The following is a 22,327-nucleotide window of genomic DNA, read 5'->3' as shown; positions in this document are numbered from 1 at the left end:
AGAATAGTTAAAGAAATATCATACTAAAGGAGGATGGAATATCCTTGAAAAATATTCTGAAGTAGGATCAACAGTATAATCCGAATGTACAGCCTTAGCTTTGGTATCAGCTTCTTTCTGAACTAAAAATGAAAAAGTATTATGAGAAACAAATACATCCAGTACAGATATTTTGATCACCTGGGAATTATTGGACTGCTTTTCTGTTTGAGCCAGTTCTTTGCTGACATAGCATTTCCCTTTACACGTTGACTGAGGAACATTTCTGTTTTCGCAGAGATTTTTTACAATATAATCATAGTTCACGGCATAGTTTACCAACGGCAAAACAGGGCGTAATGCAATGGTAAAAATGATGAATATGGATATAAAAAGTCTCAATGATCAGTTCTGTTGTACAAATATACTACTCAAATTGAGTTTATGGCTTATTTATGATGAATGTCATTGATTATTTTTGGGATTAGGGAAAATAAGCAGAGTATGTTTGGATATATTTTTTGCTGCGGATGATGCAGATTTTTTGCTGCGATAAAAAAACCTTATAGGTTTTGAAAACCTATAAGGTTTGATTGATTGATTTTCAAACAGGTGATATGTTTTTAATCGCAAGGACGCAAAGAATATTACAAAAAGTGGTTTTAAGGCGCAAGGCTTTATCTCCGGTAAAATTTTAATGCTAATAATTTGTAACTTAATTATAGTAACCTAAAATCTATTGTCTGACACCTGCAACCTGCAACCTTACCATCTGCAACCTGCTACTCAACTAAACTTCATCCTCTGGATCCTCACTGCATTTAAAATAGCCAGCATCGCTACTCCTACATCTGCGAATACGGCTTCCCACATTGTGGCCAGACCACCGGCTCCCAAAGCTAATACAACAGCTTTTACAACAAAGGCTAGCACAATATTCTGCCAGACTATCTTTTTGGTCTGCTTTCCAATATTAATGGCCATTGGAATTTTGCCCGGTTTATCATCCTGGATCACGACATCTGCGGTTTCAATCGTTGCATCACTTCCGAGGCCTCCCATGGCTATTCCAACATCGCTGAGCGCAACTACCGGAGCATCATTTACTCCATCTCCTACAAAGGCTACAGTTTGGTGTTTCGCTTTGATCTCTTTTACTTTATTGACTTTGTCTTCCGGCAACAGATCTCCAAAAGCACTTTCGATCCCGAGCTGATCTGCCACATATTTTACAACGGTACTTTTATCGCCGCTGAGCATGGTTACCTTTACCCCCATCCGGTGAAGATTGGCAACAGTATCCTTAGCATCGCTTTTTATACTGTCTGCAATGGTGATGTAGCCCGCAAATTTTTTATCATAAGCTATGGCAATGAGTGTGTATACAATATTGGCATGATTAACATCGTAGCTGATACTGAATTTATCCATCAGCTTAAAATTACCCACCAGCAAATCTTTTCCATTGACCGAAGCCTTTAAACCATGCCCTGCAATTTCTTCCACATTTTCCAGGGGAATAGAGTGATCAATCTCACCAGCATAGTTGTGAATGGCTGTGGCTACAGGATGTGTACTTTTGCTTTCCAGGGCATTGACCAGTTTCAGAATATCTTCTTTACTGAATTCAGGTTTGATGTTTACTTCCTGTACTTTGAATACCCCTTCTGTCATGGTTCCTGTTTTATCCATCACCACATTGCGAATCTCTGCAATACTGTCCAGGAAATTGCTTCCTTTAAACAGAATCCCATTTCTGCTTGCTGCTCCTATTCCCCCGAAATATCCCAGCGGAATGGAGATCACCAATGCACACGGACATGAGATCACAAGGAAGATTAATGCTCTGTACAGCCAGTCTCTGAACTGATAATCACTGACAAAGAAGTAGGGCAGAAGACAAATACCAATAGCGAGAAATACGACAATGGGTGTGTATACTTTTGCAAATTTCCTGATGAATAATTCGGTCGGAGCTTTCTGTGCGGTGGCATTCTGCACCATCTCTAAAATCTTACTCAGCTTGCTGTCTTCGTAAGCGGTATTTACTTTCACAAGAGCGATGCTGTTCATATTAATCATTCCTGCCAGTACAGTTTCACCTTTTGCTTTAGTATCAGGTTTGCTTTCTCCTGTGAGGGCAGCGGTGTTGAAAGAGGCAGATTCTGTCATCAGTTCACCGTCAAGAGCCAGTTTTTCACCGGGCTTCAGCTGGATAATATCTCCTATTTTGGTTTCTTTTGCTTTAATGGTTCTCGGCTGGCTCCCTTCAATGACCGTTACTTCATCAGGTCGCTGGTCCAGCAATGCTTTAATATTTCCTTTTGCTCTTGTAACCGCCATTCCCTGGAATACTTCCCCTACGGAATAGAAAAGCATTACGGCAACACCTTCGGGATATTCCCCTATTCCAAATGCACCGACAGTAGCTATTCCCATCAGAAAAAATTCAGAAAAGACATCTCCGTGGATGATGCTTTCGTAGGCTTCTTTTAAAACCGGAAGTCCTACAGGAATATAGGCTGCCAGATACCATACAAACCGTACCCAGCCTGTAAACCATTCTGTTTTTATATAATTATCCAGTGCTATTCCTGCCAATAACAGCAGGAAAGAGATGATAGCAGGAAGAAACATCTGAAAAGGTGTTTTGTCTCCTGTATCGTGAGAATGATCATGCCCATCTCCTTCGGAATGATTGTGTGTATGCTGTTCTTTCTTTTTGGGTTTTGTACTGCAACATTCTTCCATAAAAACTATTTTGATGTAAAATTAGGGTTATACTCAATGCAATACTATTGCAAACTTTCAAGGCAATTTTCGCAGATTCCTTTGGCAAAAAGTCTTATTTCATCGATTCTGAAATCGGTCTGTATATTTTCAGGAAAGGAAATATCTTCCCGGCATGTTGTCTGTTTGCATATTTTACAGTAAAAATGCAGATGCCGGTCTTTGTGTGTTTTCTCGTTGCAACCGTCATCACATAATCTGTATTTTGTGGTGGTATTTTCCTGTATGCTGTGGACAATCCCTTTTTCTTCAAAGGTTTTCAACGTCCGGTAAATTGTGGTCCTGTCTGCATTATCAAAGTGATTTTCAATTTCTGAAAGAGACAGTGCGGCTTCCTGGGTGCTCAAAAAATCATACACCAGAATCCTCATGCTGGTAGGCTTGGTGTTTTTATCAATAAGTTTGGCTTCTATGTCTTTTTTCATTTCTACAATTAATTTTAAAATGTACTTCCTGTATGTACAGGATCTTTTGTTTCCATTTGAAGGTTTACTGGTTGTATGTGTCCTTCTTGTCTATCTGACATTAAAAAAGACCGTAAACACCTCTAATTTAGGCATAAAAAACAGTACTTCGTTCTGCCTGTTCCTGTAAATCCGTAATCATTTCTATATTTAATGCTCATGTTCGCCGGAATTGGAAAGTTTCGCATTTACGAAAAATGCTCCTTTTACTACTATTTTCGTGTCAGCTTGAATTTCCTGCACTGGGGTAATCGCTGTATAGCCCATATCTGAAGTTCCTTTGATGACTTCAACTTTTTCAAATTGCAAGTTTTTTTCATGTTGTGTAGGCTCTCCTTTTTCGTTTTTGTGATCGTCTCCGGATTCTCCATGCTCCTCATGTTTTTTGTCTGTAAGGATAAAGACATAATATTTCCCGTCTGCTTCTACGATGGCTTCGTTCGGAACGGCAGGTGTTGTATTTTTATCGAGGCTCACAATACCTGTGATATTCATTCCGTCAATCAGGCCTGCTTTATTTCCGGTCACCGTGCCGTGTACGGAAACGGTTTTACTTTCGTTCTCAAAAGAAGATCCTACACTGTATACCCTGGCATCATATTCCGTTTCAGGATTATTCGTCAGCTTGAAATGCACGATTTGCCCTACTCTCATTTTAGGAAGATCTTTTTCAAAAACCTGCAGGTCGAGGTGGATAGAATTGTTATCAATAATCTCCGCCACAGGCGATGAAACATCTACATAGCTTCCGATCTGTGCGGAAATACTGCTGACTGTCCCACTGATCGGTGCTGTAATGACCAGTCCTGATCTCATATTGCTGTTATTTACCTTCCCCGGATTAATTCCCATCATCTGAAGCTGTCTTAAAAGGGAAGCTTTTTTCGTTTTCAGGGTTTTAAGTTCTGCATCTGAACTCTGAAGGTTTTTCTTGGTACCCGCATCATTGTCAAAAAGTTCCCGCTGTCTTCTGTATTCCTGTTCTGCATAGGTGATTCTGCTGTTGGTAGTAAGATATTCTTCCTGCAGCCGGATAAATTCAGGATTGGCGATGGTTGCAATCACCTGTCCTTTTTTCACGATGCTTCCTACCTGTACATTCAGGGTTTTAATGACTCCGCCGTACAGGGAAGTTACAGTTGCTTTATTATTGTTCGGAACCCTCAGAAGGCCGTTTGCCTTGACCGTGGAGGTCAGTTCTTTCATTTCCACAGGGCCTAAAGATATCCCGACAGATTTGATCTGTTCTTCCGTTAATGAAGCAATTGTCTTCGAGGTTTCTTCATGAATAGCTTCTGTTTTTTCAGTTTTTACTTCGGAGCTTTCTGCCGGCATTTCTTTTTTTCCGCAGCTTATAAGTAAAAGAACCATGACGGTGAGGTATATGATATTGTGCTTTATTTTCATGTTATTTATTGATGATTGAATTAATGGTAACTACAGACTGATTGACCTGCTGGATGGATTCCAAATATTTTAACTGAATATGGGTGGCGGTCTGCAGGGCAAAAAGATATTCTACGTAAGAAATTTCTCCTGTTTTGTAGCCTAACTGGGCTGCTTTTACAATTTTTTCAGCATTAGGAATAGCCTGATTTACATAATATTCGTATTGCTGTAGGTCCTGCTGATATTGTTCAAAAGCATTTTCAAGCTGTGTTGAAAGCTGTGTCTGTTTCATCTTTGCATTGGTTTCGGCCGCCAGTTTTTCATATTCCCAAGACTGCATTCTTGCTTTTGTAGCTCCGAAGGTCAAAGGAATGGCAACACCCACAGAGAACGAATTGAAACGATCGCCTGCATTATAGAATTTTTCCTGCCCGTTTTTGGTATGGAAGCCTATCAGCGACTGACTCGTCAGACCAAGACTGAATTCGGGAAGCCCCTGTGATTTTTCCACGTTTTTATTCTTTTCAGCGATTTCCATTTCGTGATAGAAAGCTTTAACCGTTGGATTGTTGGCTACAGATGAACTGTCGAGGATATTTTTTGTTCTCAAAGGTTCATAATTGTTTTTAAACGGAACTTCAAAATCTTCGGAAGTATTTAATAAGGTCTTTAAATTTTTATAGGCATTGTTTAAATAAACTTCATTCTGTTTCAATAACAGACTGATCTCTCCTTTTTGGGTTTCTGCCGTACTAATCTCAATTTTCTTGATATCTCCTGCTTTAAATCTTACGGTTGCAATTCTGATAAAACCCTGGTAAAGACTGTCGAGTTCCTTCAGTTTGAATTGGTTATACTGAAGATATTCGATCTGATAATAATAACTCCTTACCTGTTTGGTCAGTTCGTTCGCCGAAACCTCTTTATCCATCTGCCGGCCCCTAATATTTTCAGTGATCAATTCTCTTCTGGCTTTGAATAGTGTAGGAAAAGGAATACTTTGAGAAATAGCAAATGACTGGTCGAATTTTGGACTGTTGTACTGCCCCAGCTGGGCCTCAAAATTTAATTTGGGGAGTTCTTTTGCTGTGCCCTTCAGCGCTTCTGCAGATTTTATATTCAGATCTTTTGATTTTAAAATCAAATTATTTCCGGCAGCTATTTCTACTGCCTGATCTACAGAAATCTGCCTGGTCTGCCCTTTGAAAGTTTGTCCCAACATCAGAAACCCAAGAACGATAATCGTAGTGACCGGCTTAATTCTATTCATTCTTCCTGAAATCTTTGAATTAAAAATAATATAGAGCATCGGCAGGACAAATAAGGTAAGGAATGTAGCCGTTACCAACCCTCCGATCACCACTGTGGCCAAAGGCTTCTGTACCTCGGCTCCCGCTCCTGTGGAAATTGCCATGGGCAGAAATCCTAGTGAAGCTACTGTTGCAGTCATCAGAACCGGTCTTAATCTGGTTTTTGTTCCTTCATATACTCTTTTCAGTACATCCGTTTCGCCTTCTTTTTCCAGTTGGTTAAAGGTTCCGATCAAAACGATCCCGTTAAGCACTGCGACTCCGAAAAGAGCAATAAACCCGATTCCTGCACTGATACTGAATGGCATATCTCTTAAAAGAAGGGCAAATACACCTCCGATAGCACTCATCGGAATGGCTGTAAAGATCAATGCAGCCTGCTTAAATGAGTGGAAGGTGAAATAGAGCAACATAAAAATCAGAAACAATGAAACCGGAACCGCGATCATCAGACGCTTGCTGGCTTCCTGTAAATTTTCAAACTGCCCGCCATAGGTAAAATAATATCCGGAAGGTAACTTGATCTGCTGATCCAGTTTGACCTGGATATCTTTTACCACGCTTTGCACATCGCGGTCTTTTACATTAAATCCAATTACGATTCTTCTTTTCCCTTCTTCACGGCTGATCTGTGCCGGACCCAGTTTATAGCTGACATTGGCTACCTGGGAAAGCGGAATCTGTGCCCCCGTGCCTGTCGCGATCATTAGATTATTTACATCATCGATATTGGTTCTGTGAAGACTGTCGAGACGCACTACAAGATCGAAACGTCTTTCGTTTTCAAACACCTGTCCGGCTGCTTTTCCAGCGAAGGCTGTACTTACAGCATTGTTAACATCTTCTATGTTTAAGCCGTAGTTGGCCATTCTTGTTCTGTCGTATTCTACGTTGATTTGGGGCAGTCCGCTTATCCTTTCGATCTGAGGAGGTGTTGCACCATCAACAGTCTGGATGACCTTACCTACTTTATCTGCATAAATAGATAGTGAATCGAGGTTTTCACCGAAAATCTTAACCGCAACATCCTGCCTGATCCCCGTCATCAGTTCATTGAAACGCATCTGGATCGGCTGGTTCTTTTCAAAAAACACACCGGGAATAGTTTCTAATTTCTCACTGATCTCATCAGCCAGTTCTGTATATGATTTTTTGGATTTCCATTCTTTTTGTGGTTTTAATACGACTATCAGGTCGGTAGCTTCGGGAGGCATAGGATCGGTAGGAACCTCAGCGGAACCTGTTTTTCCGACAACCATTTTCACCTCATCAAACTGTTTGATCATTCTTGAAGCCTGCATGGAGGTTTCGATACTCTGGCTGAGTGAGCTGCCCTGTGGCAGGATACAATGGAATGCATAATCTCCTTCCTGAAGCTGCGGAATAAATTCGCCGCCCATATTTTTGAAAATGAAAGCACTTATGATAAAAATGAAAACCGTAGCTGATACAATGATATACTTTACTTTAATTGCTTTCTGCAACACAGGCTGATAGATCTTTTGCAGGAAATTCATCATTTTATCTGAAAAAGTTTCTTTGCCCGATATTTTTTTAGACAAAAACAAGGCACTCATCATCGGAATATAGGTCAAGGATAGGATCAAAGCTCCCAAGATGGCAAATCCTACTGTTTTAGCCATTGGAGTAAACATTTTCCCTTCTACACCTGCAAGAGTAAGGATCGGAATGTAAACAATCAGGATAATAATCTCCCCGAAAGCGGCACTGCTTCTGATCTTTGATGCAGACAGGAAAACTTCTTCGTCCATTTCATTTTGGGTAAGATTCCGTACGGATTTCCTTAGGCCTAAATGGTGAAGTGTAGCTTCTACAATGATCACAGCACCGTCTACAATCAATCCGAAATCTATGGCTCCGAGGCTCATCAAATTGGCACTGACTCCAAAAACATTCATCATTCCCAAAGCAAAAAGAAGGGATAACGGAATGGCTGAAGCTACAATAAGCCCTGCTCTCAGGTTTCCAAGGAAAACCACCAGCACGAAAATAACGATCAGGGCACCTTCTATGAGGTTTTTCTCTACGGTATTGATTGCTCTTCCAACAAGATCTGTTCTATCCAGGAAGGGCTCTATGACCACATCACCGGGAAGGGATTTCTGAATGGTTGGGATTTTAGCTTTGATACTGCTGACAACATCATTACTGTTGGCTCCTTTCAACATCATTACTACACCGCCTACCGCATCTACTTTTCCGTTGTAAGTTAATGCTCCGTAGCGGACAGCACTTCCGAAACGTACATCTGCCACATCTTTAATAAAAATGGGAACGCTTCCTGTTTCATTTTTAACCGAAATGTTTTTAATATCTTCCAGTGAGGTTACAAAGCCGATTCCACGGATAAAATAGGCATTTGGTTTTTTGTCTATATAAGCTCCACCTGTATTCTGGTTATTTTTTTCCAAAGCTGTAAAAATATCGGTAATGCTCACTCCCATCGCTTTAAGGCGGTCAGGATTTACACCTACTTCGTACTGTTTCAATTCTCCTCCGAAGCTGTTGATTTCTGCAACACCGGGAGTTCCGTTCAATTGTCTGCGCACGATCCAGTCCTGCATGGTACGGAGTTCTTTGGCTGAATATTTCTTTTCGCTTCCTTTTTTAGGGTGTAGAATGTACTGATATACCTCTCCGAGGCCTGTACTTACAGGTGCCAGTTCCGGAATTCCTACTCCTTTTGGTATTTCCTCCACTGCCCGTTTTAACTGCTCATTAATCAGCTGTCTGGCAAAATAAACGTCTACATTTTCTTTGAATACCACAGTGATCACGGAAAGCCCGAACCTTGAAATGCTTCTGGTTTCTTCAATGTCCGGAACATTCGCAATACTCTGCTCTATGGGAAAGGTAACAAGCTGCTCTACTTCCTGCCCCGCCAATGTGGGACACGCCGTGATGATCTGCACCTGATTGTTGGTAATATCAGGAACAGCATCTATAGGAAGTTTTGTAGCACTCCACACTCCCCAGACAATGAGCAGCAGGGTCATGATACCCACAACCACCTTGTTTTTGATACTGAATTTTATGATTTTATCTAACACGATCTGTATTTAATTTTTATTGGTAATAGCTGCATACAGCAATAGTGCCGTTGCAAAAATATCACGAAGACCTCTGCAATGGTATTGCAAAGTTCAACAGATAGAAAGCCTGACTTTCTAATAATCAATAAAAATTAAATTTTAGGAGGCTGCCAGATATGGTCATACATCTGGTACGCGAAATTGTTTTTCTGAAAAAGGATTTTCTTTGAAAAGTAAGCCGGAACCGGAATTTCTAATAAAGGATCCATTTTGAAAGAAGATACTGCCATCTGACAGCAGCTGCACGCACAAAGCGGTGAACAGACATCATCTTCATCCTTTGAATGAGATTCCTTACTATTGAATGACAGTTTAGTTTTTGTCTTTCCTGAAGGACGGTGCACATCTTCGCAAGGCATCAGTGATAATGCCATGAAATAGAATGCTAATATCCATCTTAACAGATTCATATGGACAAAGGTAGAGTTTTTTTCTAAAACGGGAAGTTTGTGCGGGATTTAATATATTATTGATAAAATTGAGATTTTGATTAAAACTATATTATCCACTTCCCCTTGAATATTATATATCCTATTTAGATGATTTATATCACTATTATCTATTTTTCATACAGATATTATTTATTTTTGCAAAAACACAATTCCTTTACTCAAAAATTCACACCTTAGTCACAAGGGTCATAGGTCAAGTGTTTAAAAACGTACAGTCAGCTACAATAGGAGCTCCGCAAGGAACTATTTTGAAAGGAGCACCGATAGCCACAAGGAAAAAGTGCCTAGACATTAAATAATACTGCTAAAGTTTCTCAAACCACTACTACAGGAACGCCTCCTCCTGTTCCGAAATAAGGGAAACTAGAAGTTGAAATTATTGAACAAAAATTAGTTGGATAAAAGCACAATTCTGATAATGAACAATTTGAACTAATTACCATTGATAAATTATCATTTAAAGATGGAGCTTCAGAGAGTTTTACCAAGCATGCTTTTGCTGGCAACCCATCATGTAGATTTAGGCTTGTCAGTTGAAACAATTACTGCTAAAGGGCTTAATAACTTCCCTTTATTAAAAGCGGGAGATAATACCTTAGTTGGTAATATAAATAGAATACAAAAGCATTTAAAGCATTTGTAAAAGATGGACAGATCATATCGGTAAATATTTATCCAGGGGTTCTAATAGAGTAACTCAGGGACCAGTAATAAATTTTGGAAATGTAACATGGTAAAGGAAAATCAAAATATAGACATTCTAAATCAAGAAGATTTAAGTGGGCACAATACTTATAAATTAATCAATTGCTTGATCAACACAATTGATTTAGTTGGAGTATTCGATTTAAATGTAAATTTAATAATTGAAAATTGTATTATTAATAATTTAGAGATTCATTCTTGTTGGTTTACAAACGGGCTATCATTAAAAAATACTATCGTCAAAAAACCAGTAGATTACCAAATGGGGGGACACAATATAAAACCTATTGTGATTGATGGAAGTATTTTTACAGGTTTTGTAAATTTCTTTGACTGTCAATTTGAAAATGTTATTGAATTAAGAAATAATATCTTCGAAAAAGGAACTAATCTGCTAGGCAACAAAGGAGAAGGTTTTGAAAATAGTTTTGCAACTGGCTGGCTAGTTGAAAATAATGTAGGGAAAGTTGATGTAAATGATGTTGAAGTTTTATAAATATCTTTTTGTAAACATATAAATAAAATGCGCTTTAATTTTAATTGATAACAATGAAAAAATAATTAGCAAATTCGAAGCAGGCTTCTTTATAATTCTAAGTTCGTTAAAAATCCATTCAGAACTTTTACTAACATTTCTTCCAAAAAAAACACATCACTACATGATGGCTAAAAAATCAAATTTAAATTATTATAGTTTTGGATTATTACCTACTTCCTTCTGCAGAACAATGAAATATATAGTTATAGATGCTGCATTAAGCGGTATAGAATTAGAAATAAATATGAAGGAGGCTATATAGCCACAGAAGATTTAGGTTTAAGTTTATTAATTAAACAAAGATTAAATGAGTGGCTTTCAAAATATGAAAACGAGCATTATAATGGCTTTACTAATACTACCATTATTGATAAGCTTGATCAAGAAGGAAAAGAAATGCTTTAATGATTAAAAACGAAGCTGTCGGAAGTAAAAATAGATTAGCGGTGACAGTACTGCACGAATTTGTACATTGGGGAAGAGCCTACAATATTCTATCATCTGATGCCCCCGATAATAAGTGAAAAAAAAAGACTATGGAGGTTATTGGGAAATGAAAACATTTGGAACGGTTACAGGAATAAATCAAGAAACAATTAATTTATCATACAAATATGGCTGGAAATTTTAGAAATCTGAAACTTATATTTCTACTGCTTTTTTTTATCAATTGTAATAGTAATTCAATAAAAGATGAAACGATTGGTAAAGAAATAATTGATGAAAATATGAATAAATTTATTTCTAATTTATATGGACTATCAACAGAATATCATAAAAATGGAATGTTTCCTATTTTTATGTTAAAAAAAAGCAGGAGGCAGTGATTTTTTTAAAGAACATTGTGAGTCTATATTAGAAAAATAAATTATACACAATTATTATTTTTGTATGCTTATCTACGGCTTACTGATCTTTCATTAGACAGGAACAGATGGACTACTTGGGATGAGTTACAAAGCTATTTTAAAAATATCATGGCACCATCTAAAGTAGCTCAATATCTTATTAGTAGCTTTCATTTACCTAAAACTGACTTTAAAAATTTCAATTTTATACCTGAAGAAAAGTCCTTATTTAATAGACTAAAACCTATTGTATTTAAAACATTCTCACTAAAACAAAATGAAGTTTTATATTGCTGCAAGCTCTTATTTGAATTTGATGAAGCACTTCATTCAGATATCAAAAAATATCATGTAGGAATTGAAAAAATAAGAATAGATATTGCTACATATTATTCGGAAATTTTGGGAAGGATGATCTTATGGAAAGATCTGGATAGACTTATGAAAATTGAACACTTTTGGCAAAGTGAGAAGGTTGATATTTCTAAATTAGAAGAGTTTATACCTAAAGATTTTTGGGTATATTAAATGAACTTTGAAACGTTAACATATGCTAATCATACTTTTTTTAGAAAATACATTTAAACTTTATTATTTAAAGGAATTAATATCACCTGATATTATAAAAATTAAAAATTCCTTTTTCCATAAGGATTATAATTCAAAGGAAAATGAAGGTTTTATAGGTTTCTTTGATTGGCTCAGATTCTCTGAGTCAGAGATTGTCGGAATTAGACTGTGTTATTTTGAGAATCAACCTTATAATAATCTGTTAAGTAAATTTCCCTATGTGAATAGTACAAATGATAAAAAATGGTTTGAACTTTTATTTAATGGCAAACCATATAATTATAATTTAAGTGGGGATCAGGATTTCACAAATAATTATGTTTACTTTTCAGAACAAAACGAATGTCTTTTTACATTTGGTTTAGATAATCTCACCGATAAAGAATTAAACAGTGTAATAATTAATTGTGAAGAAATTTGATTCCAATTATTAGAGAAGAGCAGCAATTTGGGATAGTAAACAAAAAAGTAAATTATGAAAAATATAATTGAGATATTAAATAGTCATTTCAAGATTCTCGAAATTGTTATTGAGAATTTCACCATTTTGAATAGTGATTTGGAGATACTTATAAAAGTTAATTCGGTGGAGTTTGGTATAAAAGCGATACTTTTTGACAAAGTATCTAGTATTAATATAAACTCAGATTACTATTTTTGTTCAGACAAATCTTCTATAATTATAGAAGATTTATCGTCTGCACAAATAGATGGAGTTACATATAAAGTAGCTATTGCTGAAGATTCGATGACCTTCTATTGTAAAAATATCATCTTGAAAAATTAATGTCCTCGAGTTCCCTTTGGTGGTTTTAAGGTAGATGGAGGATATTTAAATACTTTATTCAAAAAATAGATAAATAAACGAAATCAACTTTTTAATCGTTGGAAAAACAGTTTTAATTTTTATCATGAAAAAAGTTCAAATAAATTATTCGCAATTACTATTTTTGTATGCTTATCTTCGATTAATCAACCTCTCTCTCGACAGGAACAGATGGACTACTTGGGATGAGTTACAAAGCTATTTTAAAAATATCATGGCACCATCTAAAGTAGCTCAATATCTTATTAGTAGCTTTCATTTACCTAAAACTGACTTTAAAAATTTCAATTTTATACCTGAAGAAAAGTCCTTATTTAATAGACTAAAACCAAAAAATTGAATTTGATGAAGCACTTCATTCAGATATCAAAAAATATCATGTAGGAATTGAAAAAATAAGAATAGATATTGCTACATATTATTCGGAAATTTTGGGAAGGATGATCTTATGGAAAGATCTGGATAGACTTATGAAAATTGAACACTTTTGGCAAAGTGAGAAGGTTGATATTTCTAAATTAGAAGAGTTTATACCTAAAGATTTTTGGGTATATTAAATGAACTTAGAACCGTTTATAAAATTAACTATACACCAAAAAAATCATACTAAAAATTACTTATGAAATTTTTATTAACCATTTTAATCTTTTTATTTTTCAATTATTGTTTTGGTCAAAATGACCTCGAAATAAAAATCGTAAATGATACCATAAAAAAGGGTTCTTATTATGATCGGAACAATATTGCATATACAATAACAAATAATTCAAACAAAACCTACCTGCTAATTTTAGATTCTGCAAAATTTAATGAGGCTGACGAATATGTAGTAGAACCCTTTTTTATAGGATTACCTGATTATTATGTTTATGAAAATAATACATTACTGAACCCTATGCTCTCTTTTGGAGGTGGCAGCAATATTTATTCTGAAAAAGAAGATACAAATACCAAAGAATTTCGGGACTTTCATAAACGATTCGGGAAAACTTTTGACGACTATGAAATGAAAATCGCTTATAGAATTTCGAAAAAGACAATAACTCTAAAACCCAAAGAAGAAAAAACATTTATTACCCAAATTGATTTCCCTTATTATAGAGGAAGATATTTTAATCTGAAAAATAAATCTACTTATTTCTTTCAGATAAGTTTACAGAATCCTAATGAGATTATTTCTAAATATCTTAAAGTATTAGGACACAAAGGAGAAACAAGTTCAATATTTACAGGACAAATATATTCAAATAAAATTCCTTTAATTTATGAAGTTTATAATAATCCGTGATGCGAAAACTAATTAGAATATGACAAAGCCACGATGTTTTAATATCGTAGCTTTTTCAAAATCAAATCCAATTAAAACTACAAATTCGGGTTATTCTCCACCTCCTTTTGCGGAATACTAAACAGATAATACTTACTGTTCGGGGCAAAAGCAGTCTGATCGGGAAAATTAAAGATATAGTGTCCTCTTCCGTCCACTGTCTTTAGTTCCGTACGGAGTGGTAATCTGTTATCAATAAATAATCGTAGAAAGTATCTGCCATAAAGCCCTGGCAATAACTTTCCGATTATATCATTACATATAACGTAATGAACCAAAACTCTCATTAATGCAAAAAAAGCTGCATAATCCAACTAAACTTTTTAAATTTATAGAATGAAAGTTTTAATTGTAAACGGACCCAACCTGAATCTTTTAGGCACAAGAGAACCGGAGATCTACGGGAATATTTCTATGGAAATATATTTGGAGAAATTAAAGTCCGAATTCTCTTCTCACGAAATAAAATATTATCAGTCGAATATAGAAGGAGAGCTTATCAACCGTCTTCAGGAAGATGATTTTGATGCACTGGTGATCAATCCTGGAGCTTTTACGCATTATTCTTATGCGATTGCCGATTGTTTAAAGAATATTCAGAAACAGAAAGTGGAAGTGCATATCAGCAATATTTACAAAAGGGAAGAGTTTCGGCAGAAGTCTGTAACGGCAGCTAATACAGATGCCGTATTATCGGGTTTTGGAATGGATGGGTACAGACTAGCATTATTAAGCTTACAATCCTGATTTTTATTTTCCGCTGATTTTACAGACTGATATTTAATCGAAAATACCGGAGCTTACCTAAATAAAAAAGCCTCATCAGTGATGAGGCTTTTGTTGTATTAAGTTGTCTGCTGCTGAAGCTGAGGTCCTGAAGAAATTAATTTCTTCCCTTCTTCTGTATCGCAGTACTGTTCAAAGTTTTTGATATATCTCGCGGCAAGATCTCTTGCTTTTTCTTCCCATTCTGCAGCATTGCTGTAAGTTTCTCTCGGATCCAGGATGCCTTCAGAAACATTCGGAAGCTGTGTAGGAATTTCAAGGTTCATGATTGGAACCTGAGTTTTAGGTGCGTTTTCAATAGAACCGTCAATGATTGCATCAATGATTGCTCTTGTATCTTTCAGAGAAATTCTCTTTCCGGTTCCGTTCCATCCTGTGTTTACCAAATATGCTTTAGCACCGTGCTCTTTCATCTTCCCGATCAATGTTTTAGAGTACATGGTTGGATGAAGGGTAAGAAACGCCTCTCCGAATGCAGGAGAGAAAGACGGTTCAGGTTCAGTGATTCCTCTTTCTGTACCCGCCAGTTTGGAAGTGTACCCGCAAAGGAAGTGATACTGTGCCTGATCATCATCCAAAATAGAAACAGGAGGCAATACTCCGAATGCATCAGCGGAAAGATAAACAATCTTTTTAGCGTGTCCTGCTTTGGAAGGAAGAACAATCTTGTTGATATGGTAAATTGGGTAAGATACTCTTGTATTTTCTGTGATAGAGCCGTCAGTATAGTCAGCGATTCCGTTGTTTACCACTACATTTTCAAGAAGTGCATCTCTTTTGATCGCTCTGAAAATATCCGGTTCTTTTTCTGCCGAAAGGTCGATTACTTTAGCATAACATCCTCCTTCATAGTTGAATACCCCATTGTTATCCCAACCGTGCTCATCATCTCCGATCAGGAATCTTTTCGGATCTGCAGATAAAGTTGTTTTTCCTGTTCCTGAAAGACCAAAGAAAAGAGCTACATCACCTTCTTCACCTACGTTGGCAGAACAGTGCATAGAAGCCATTCCTTTCAATGGAAGGTAGTAATTCATCATCGCGAACATTCCTTTCTTCATTTCACCGCCGTACCAGGTACCTCCGATGATCTGTAACTTTTCTGTAAGGTTGAACATGATGAAGTTCTCAGAATTCAGTCCCTGAGCTTCCCAATTAGGGTTGGTTGTTTTGGAACCGTTGATTACTGTGAAATCCGGCTCCCCGAAGTTTTCAAGCTCATAGTGAGACGGACGGATAAACATATTAGTAACGAAATGCGCCTGCCACGCTACTTCAACGATGAACCTTACTTTTAGCCTTGTATCTGTATTGGTACCACAAAAAGCATCAACTACATAGATTTTTTTAGCTTCAGAAAGCTGGTTCACCACTAATCCTTTACAGGAATCAAAGTTTTCCGCTGTAGTAGGAAGATTTACTTTCCCATCCCAGAAAATTGTGTTTCTTGTAACATCATCCTGAACTATATATCTGTCTTTAGGTGAACGACCTGTGAAAATTCCGGTTTTTACTGATACTGCACCGGATTCTGTAAGTTCAGCTTTCTCAAAGCCTTGATTTTCAGGAGCTATTTCAGCCTGATATAACTCTTCGTAAGACGGGTTATAGACGACCTCATAATTTCCTTTAATCCCTAATTTTTCTAAATCCTGGATGATTTTAGCGTGTTTCATTTTACTTATATTTTCTATTTCTTTATTGGGTTCAACAAAATTAATATTAATTATTTGTTAAAGGTGGTTTAAATATAATGATATAAGTCAGAATGACAAATAAAAAAAAAGAGCTGTAAATTACTGATTATAAATTAATTATATCAGACCATTCAAAAACAGTATTGAAACCTTTTCCCCAAAAATAGTCATGATAACCCTGAAATTTAGCACTCATTACAAAATCTCCACCCCAGGCCCCCAAACTTTTGACAAAAACGGGACAGTCTGGGAAAAATGTGTCCTTAACTGTGGAAATTTCAAGGAATTCTGAAATTTTCTGTTCATGAGTTACCAGCAGTTGAGAAAAATTTTCCAATTCACTGCATAATAAAACTTTCTTTGTGATATCCGAAAATTCATCAATGAGGATTTGGGACTTTTGTTTTGACTTGTAAAAACGGATTCCTTCCCGGCTGTCCTGCTTCTGATTTAAATGAATAAAAATCAGTTCATTTTTAAACGGCGGATTGAAATCTACTTTCTTATAACTGATTTGGGGCTGGCTCTGGAAAAGAACAGCGGATTTCTCTTTGGCAACTGCAATATCATAACCGCTTCCTCCCAGGCTAATACTGTTGAGATGGAAAGGATCAACATCCGCCCACTCCGCAAGGTTATTCATTAAAGTAGAGCTGCTGCCCAATCCGTAATCTGCAGGAAACTGAAGATTGGTCTTCAGATGATAAGTAAAATGATGTCTGAATTTGGTTTCAGAAAGCTGCTGAACGTTTTTTAGGGTTTTCAGAATGAATTCAGCGCCTGAAAGAAGATTGGTTTCGAGGATCTGCCAGTTTTTATAATCAATGACAGCCTTCAACCATAATTTGTTCTGATGATGGGCTTCCCAAAAGATCAGGGATCTTTCATCATCGTTTTCTTCAAAGAAAAACTCTTGTCCAAGCTTAGTGGGTACCGCCAGGACAAGAGCTCCGTCTATTGCGAAATATTCTGAAGTAAGCATAAGCTTTCCCGGTGAAAATATTCCGCTCATATTTTTTTAATTAGATTGCAGAAGCAACATCTACGGAAGCATCAATTTTCTTGATCAGCCCCTGAAGCGTTTTTCCAGGACCTACTTCTACGAAATTGGATGCACCGTCTTTGATCATATTCTGAACAGACTGTGTCCATTTTACAGGACCTGTAAGCTGGGCGATCAGGTTTTGTTTGATCTCCTCGGGATTGATCACTGCTGTAGTCGTAATATTCTGATATACGGGGATAGTTGCTTTTCTGAATTTTGTTTTTTCAATCGCCGCTGCCAGTCTTTCCTGTGCCGGCTGCATGAGTGGAGAGTGAAATGCTCCGTTTACCGGAAGTAAGAGTGCTCTTTTTGCTCCCGCTTCTTTAAGCTTTACACAGGCTTCCTCTACTGCAGAGGTTTCTCCTGAAATTACCAATTGTCCGGGACAGTTGTAATTGGCAGGCACCACAATACCGCTGATCTGTGCACAGATCTCTTCCACCTTAGCGTCTTCAAGACCTAAAATGGCAGCCATAGAACTTGGATTGGCATCACAGGCTTCCTGCATTGCTTTTGCTCTCTCGAATACCAGTTTCAGACCATCGTCAAAGGATAAAACTCCATTGGCTACTAAGGCTGAAAATTCTCCTAAAGAATGCCCTGCAACCATTTCGGCTCCAAGACCGTTCACTGCTTTTAAAGCAGCTACTGAATGTATAAAGATTGAAGGCTGGGTAACCTCTGTTTTCTTAAGATCTCCATCCGTACCGTTGAACATCAACGAAAGAATATCGAAACCTAAAATTTCATTGGCAGATTCCATCAAGTCCTTAATGTCTTTTCTAGAATCGTACAATTCTTTTCCCATTCCTACGAACTGAGAACCCTGCCCAGGAAATACAAGTGCTTTCATGTATTGAATTAAATATTATGCAAATATAAAGATAATGTTAAAAATATTCCTTTAAAAAAGGCCTAAATCGGTTAAGGGACTAATCTGATCACACGGTATCCGGTGTTTACGTAAGCCCCGTTTGCTTTAGATTTTACAAATTCAAACTTGGTAGCAAGCTGGGTCTGAACTTTATTCATCTGTTTAAAGATCTCTCCTTTTTTGTTTTCTCTCGTCAGCATATCATTCACAACATCAAAACCTACGATTGCATATTTTGGAGGTATTTTGCAGTACTTGCTTTTATAAGCGGCCAGTATTTCTTTCTCAAAATTCCCGTCTGCATTGATCTTTCTGTCCATCAGATAGACAAGGCTTGCCTGGCTCAGATCGTCTACTTTTTTCTCGAAAACAGGAGAATAGTAGATACTGAAGGCTTTTATTCCCTGTACTTCTTTGGAAAGAGCAATGGTTTTATTGGCAAAAGCTTCTCCGGCAGCATCATTATCACTGGCAAGAATTGCAATAACCGGAGCGGATTGTCCTGTCATCATATTCTGATCCAGCTGGATCTCCGTGGGAGAGTTAACGATAATGATATTCGGATTTTTAACCGCTTTCTCCAGACCTCCTTTAATGTAGTTTGCAATTTCTTTTTTGGTATCTGCCACTACATATATTTTCTGATTTGAATAAACAGCTTTTACTTCTTCTACAATTTTCTCTGCGTACGTCTGATCATTGGTTTCAACGATGATCAGGTTGTTATAATTGTACAGTTCCGGAGAGTTGGCAAAAGGAGCTACAACCGGAATTTTCTGATTCTTTGTAAAATCAAGAACGTCAATCACGTTGGATTTAAAGAAGGGACCGATGATCAGGTCTGTATTATCCGGATTGATCTGGGTCATTGAATTTTTGAATGAGGCTTCATTCCCTGAATCTACAATTTTAATATCCAGCTTCTGTCCGCCTCTGGCATTTCTTTCAATAGCCAGTTTAGCCCCGGTAAGGAAATCCAGTGCCATTGCCCTGTATTGGGTTTCGTTGGTACTGTATCCGAAAGGAAGCATTAAAACAACGCTCAATGCATCTCCGTTTTTCTTTACATAAGCAGGGTCCTGTTTTTTGATTTTTAAGACCATTCCTGCTTTCAGTCCTTTGGAAAGATCAGGATTCAAAGCGATCAGTTCATCGATTGAAACTCCGAATTTGTTTACAATAGAGAACACGGTGTCTCCCTGCTGAACGGTATAGGTAACATAATCGTCAACTACTGTAGTTACAGTTGCTGTAGATTTTTCATTACCGGAATCTATTTTTGTTTTCGGATTTACGGGTTCGGAAACCACAGCTGCATCCGTATTTGTTTTTTTTACTTTAATGGTTTCCCCAGGCTTAAGACCTTTTTCTTCCAATCCGGGATTTAAAGCAAAAAGTTCCTGCTGGCTGATCCCAAACTGTTTTGTAATTCTGTAATAATTATCTTTTGACTGGATCATATAAAGCTCTCCTTCTACAGAAGAAGTTGCCGGAATCCCACTATGAGGTTCCGCCGGTTTAGGATCTATACTTACTTGATCTCCTCCATATTTTTTAATACTGTCCAGTGGTAAAATGATCTCATCCCCGATTTTCATATGACCATCGAGCTCTGGATTCAATTTTCTCAGATCTGTCTCAGAAATACGGTACTGTTTTGTAATTCCGTAAATGGTCTGCTTAGGCTGCAGGATGATTTTTCCAACCTGGGCACCTGAAGGATTTGGTTTTGCTTTTTCTGCGACTGCAGGTTTGGAAACCGGAGCAGCAGGCTTTTCGGCTTTCACCGTAACCACATCTCCTATTGCCAGCTTACCGTCTTTGAATTTTGGGTTCAGCTTTAACAGTTCATCTACAGTAATTCCGTATTTTTTTGCAATATTATAAGGGTTATCTCCTTTTACAACGGTGTGTGAGTTTTGAGCAGATGCTCCCAAAACCATACATAAACTGGACAAAATAAAAAACCTTTTTATCATATTCGATAATTATAATTTACAAAAATACTTCTTTAAAATTAAATGGCAACAATTATTAATTTGGATTCTTGAACCACCATCTCTTCCCAACAATTTTCAAGCCATGAATAGCCGTAGTCTGAAAAGAATACGCTGAAATTATAGATTCTTTCCTGCCATGTTTTTAGAGGATGAACATCTAAAAAAAGATTCTCCAGCCTTTCAAGCAATTCACTCTGCTTTATTTTTTCTGCATGCAGCAGACGTTTTTTCATTCTCTTAAATGATTTCAACTGCCTTACTTCTTCTGCCTTTACCATATTTCCGAAAGAGCGTTCCGTAGTTTCTGCTACAGCCTTCAGTTCAGAGAAATTTTTCTCTAAAAGTATTTCTTTTTCTTCAAGCAGCGATGCTACAATGCTGTCTTTGAGAATTTTCTGATTGGTAATGGCCGTGAAGCTTTCGAAAAAGTCCTGAATGTTAAGATCCAGTTTCTCAATTTTTCCAACTGTTTTTTCTTTAATGAAAAGCATGGAATTTCTTGGAATCAAAACAGGGTATGGAATTCCGATCGATTTAAAATAGTCTTTAAGCTCCAGCCAGTACATGATTTCAGCATTCCCTCCAATGTAAGCTAAGTTGGGAAGCACTTTTTCCTGATAAACCGGACGCATTAAAGCATTAGGACTGAATTTTTCGGGATGGTTTTCCAGTTCCTGAAGTATTTCTTCCTCTGTAAATTTTTTACCGGTATCTACTATATTATATTTTTCTCCGTCAAAGTCGATTCTGTCTCTGGTTTCAGAAAGATAGAAAAGGTTAATATCACGGGGATTCACCTGGACCTTTCCATATTTCTCTGTCAGAAAATCTACTTTTTCCTTTGAGTTTTTCTGCAGGCTGAAGTTCAGCAGCTCATCTTTGAAAATATCTTTGATCTGGTTTTTAAGTTCTTTGGAGTCGCCATCGACAATGAGCAATCCAAATTCAGAAAAAAGTCTGTTTACCAAGATTTTAATAGCCTCTGTGAGTGTATTTCCCACTTTATAGGCTTCTTTCATCATCAGGATCAGTTCTGTACCGAATACGGAATCTTTAAATTCTTTTTCAAACTCTGAAATAAAAAAGGTATCACTGATGGTAATTCTGCCTACCGGTCCGCCGGATTTTTCGTTGATCTCATAATAATTATGTTCTGTTTTAAAGTGATTGATCTCGGCAAAATCATGGTCTTCCGACGCCATCCAGTAGAGGGGAACAAAATTAAAGTCCGGAAAGTTTTCTTTCAGATAAGTACATGTTTTAATGGTCTGCAAAATTTTATAGACAAAGAAAACAGGACCTGAAAACAGGTTTAGCTGGTGTCCGGTGGTTATGGTAAATGTATTGGGTGACTTCAGGTTTTCCAGGTTTTCTTTCTGTATTGAGGAAAGTGTAAGACCTGAAAGCTGTTTTTCCAGTACATCAGAGAGGATATTCCTTTGATCCTGTGTAAACGAATTCTGTTTGAGATGAATCTGATCTTTAAAGTGATCTAAAGAAAAGGTATTGTCTTCAAAGCCCTCAATTTTTTGATTCAGAAAATCTTTTACCAATTGAGGAATGCTTTCTATATCGTTAAATGATATCTTATTTATTGTTTTCAACGCTGTTTTG

Annotated in this window: 19 protein-coding genes; 8 read left to right on the top strand and 11 right to left on the bottom strand. The window is 37.0% G+C overall.

Features of this window, described 5'->3' with window-relative positions:
* Positions 1 to 18 precede the first annotated feature (18 nt).
* The 6 genes from IX38_RS05665 to IX38_RS05635 all read right to left on the bottom strand — a co-directional run bounded on the left by IX38_RS05665 (position 19) and on the right by IX38_RS05635 (position 9,455).
* On the bottom strand, positions 19 to 381 hold the full coding sequence (locus tag IX38_RS05665; protein ID WP_034702755.1) for a hypothetical protein: 363 nt from the start codon (positions 379 to 381) through the stop codon (positions 19 to 21).
* A gap of 384 nt (positions 382 to 765) precedes the next feature.
* Positions 766 to 2,418, bottom strand: a complete 1,653-nt coding sequence (locus tag IX38_RS05660; RefSeq protein ID WP_449384743.1) for a heavy metal translocating P-type ATPase — start codon at positions 2,416 to 2,418, stop codon at positions 766 to 768.
* 356 nt (positions 2,419 to 2,774) lie between these two features.
* On the bottom strand, positions 2,775 to 3,194 hold the full coding sequence (locus IX38_RS05655; protein WP_034702751.1) for a Fur family transcriptional regulator: 420 nt from the start codon (positions 3,192 to 3,194) through the stop codon (positions 2,775 to 2,777).
* Between the two features lie 189 nt (positions 3,195 to 3,383).
* Positions 3,384 to 4,640, bottom strand: a complete 1,257-nt coding sequence (locus tag IX38_RS05645) for an efflux RND transporter periplasmic adaptor subunit (RefSeq protein WP_034702747.1) — start codon at positions 4,638 to 4,640, stop codon at positions 3,384 to 3,386.
* Between the two features lies 1 nt (position 4,641).
* Entirely contained in the window at positions 4,642 to 9,003 is a 4,362-nt protein-coding gene (locus IX38_RS05640) for a CusA/CzcA family heavy metal efflux RND transporter (protein ID WP_084680214.1), read from the bottom strand.
* Positions 9,004 to 9,137: 134 nt separating this feature from the next.
* Positions 9,138 to 9,455, bottom strand: coding sequence for a DUF6660 family protein (locus IX38_RS05635; protein ID WP_034702745.1), 318 nt, complete (start codon positions 9,453 to 9,455; stop codon positions 9,138 to 9,140).
* A 505-nt stretch (positions 9,456 to 9,960) separates the two neighbouring features.
* On the opposite strand from IX38_RS05635, the gene IX38_RS05630 reads away from it, so the two are divergent.
* The 8 genes from IX38_RS05630 (at position 9,961) to IX38_RS05585 (ending at position 15,058) form a co-directional block, all read left to right on the top strand.
* Positions 9,961 to 10,140, top strand: coding sequence for a hypothetical protein (locus IX38_RS05630; RefSeq protein ID WP_034702744.1), 180 nt, complete (start codon positions 9,961 to 9,963; stop codon positions 10,138 to 10,140).
* A gap of 87 nt (positions 10,141 to 10,227) precedes the next feature.
* Positions 10,228 to 10,698: a hypothetical protein gene (locus IX38_RS05625; protein WP_051884511.1), complete on the top strand. Its 471-nt coding sequence runs from the start codon at positions 10,228 to 10,230 to the stop codon at positions 10,696 to 10,698.
* Between the two features lie 163 nt (positions 10,699 to 10,861).
* Entirely contained in the window at positions 10,862 to 11,002 is a 141-nt protein-coding gene (locus IX38_RS22890) for a hypothetical protein (RefSeq protein WP_165570709.1), read from the top strand.
* A gap of 715 nt (positions 11,003 to 11,717) precedes the next feature.
* Entirely contained in the window at positions 11,718 to 12,116 is a 399-nt protein-coding gene (locus tag IX38_RS05615) for a hypothetical protein (RefSeq protein ID WP_034702739.1), read from the top strand.
* A gap of 22 nt (positions 12,117 to 12,138) precedes the next feature.
* On the top strand, positions 12,139 to 12,579 hold the full coding sequence (locus IX38_RS05610) for a hypothetical protein (RefSeq protein ID WP_034702737.1): 441 nt from the start codon (positions 12,139 to 12,141) through the stop codon (positions 12,577 to 12,579).
* Positions 12,580 to 12,633: 54 nt separating this feature from the next.
* Positions 12,634 to 12,945, top strand: coding sequence for a hypothetical protein (locus tag IX38_RS05605; RefSeq protein ID WP_034702734.1), 312 nt, complete (start codon positions 12,634 to 12,636; stop codon positions 12,943 to 12,945).
* 658 nt (positions 12,946 to 13,603) lie between these two features.
* Positions 13,604 to 14,272 (top strand): hypothetical protein, encoded by a 669-nt coding sequence (locus tag IX38_RS05595; protein ID WP_034702729.1) that lies wholly within the window; start codon positions 13,604 to 13,606, stop codon positions 14,270 to 14,272.
* 375 nt (positions 14,273 to 14,647) lie between these two features.
* Positions 14,648 to 15,058 (top strand): type II 3-dehydroquinate dehydratase, encoded by a 411-nt coding sequence (locus IX38_RS05585; RefSeq protein WP_034702725.1) that lies wholly within the window; start codon positions 14,648 to 14,650, stop codon positions 15,056 to 15,058.
* 98 nt (positions 15,059 to 15,156) lie between these two features.
* Here IX38_RS05585 and pckA read toward each other — a convergent pair whose 3' ends face one another.
* From pckA to bshC, 5 genes are all read right to left on the bottom strand, one after another.
* On the bottom strand, positions 15,157 to 16,773 hold the full coding sequence (pckA, locus tag IX38_RS05580; protein ID WP_034702722.1) for a phosphoenolpyruvate carboxykinase (ATP): 1,617 nt from the start codon (positions 16,771 to 16,773) through the stop codon (positions 15,157 to 15,159).
* Between the two features lie 127 nt (positions 16,774 to 16,900).
* The gene (locus IX38_RS05575; RefSeq protein WP_034702720.1) at positions 16,901 to 17,806 is read right to left on the bottom strand and encodes a GYDIA family GHMP kinase; all 906 of its coding nucleotides are present in this window, start codon (positions 17,804 to 17,806) and stop codon (positions 16,901 to 16,903) included.
* A gap of 10 nt (positions 17,807 to 17,816) precedes the next feature.
* On the bottom strand, positions 17,817 to 18,692 hold the full coding sequence (gene fabD, locus IX38_RS05570; protein WP_034702717.1) for an ACP S-malonyltransferase: 876 nt from the start codon (positions 18,690 to 18,692) through the stop codon (positions 17,817 to 17,819).
* A 71-nt stretch (positions 18,693 to 18,763) separates the two neighbouring features.
* Positions 18,764 to 20,692 (bottom strand): LysM peptidoglycan-binding domain-containing protein, encoded by a 1,929-nt coding sequence (locus tag IX38_RS05565; RefSeq protein ID WP_051884509.1) that lies wholly within the window; start codon positions 20,690 to 20,692, stop codon positions 18,764 to 18,766.
* Between the two features lie 38 nt (positions 20,693 to 20,730).
* Entirely contained in the window at positions 20,731 to 22,317 is a 1,587-nt protein-coding gene (gene bshC, locus IX38_RS05560; protein ID WP_034702712.1) for a bacillithiol biosynthesis cysteine-adding enzyme BshC, read from the bottom strand.
* Positions 22,318 to 22,327 lie beyond the last annotated feature (10 nt).

Origin of the sequence: Chryseobacterium luteum (assembly GCF_000737785.1) — a bacterium.
Classification (GTDB): domain Bacteria; phylum Bacteroidota; class Bacteroidia; order Flavobacteriales; family Weeksellaceae; genus Chryseobacterium; species Chryseobacterium luteum.
The sequence above is the reverse complement of the archived record's forward strand: the minus strand, read 5'-3'. Positions and strand labels throughout refer to the sequence as shown.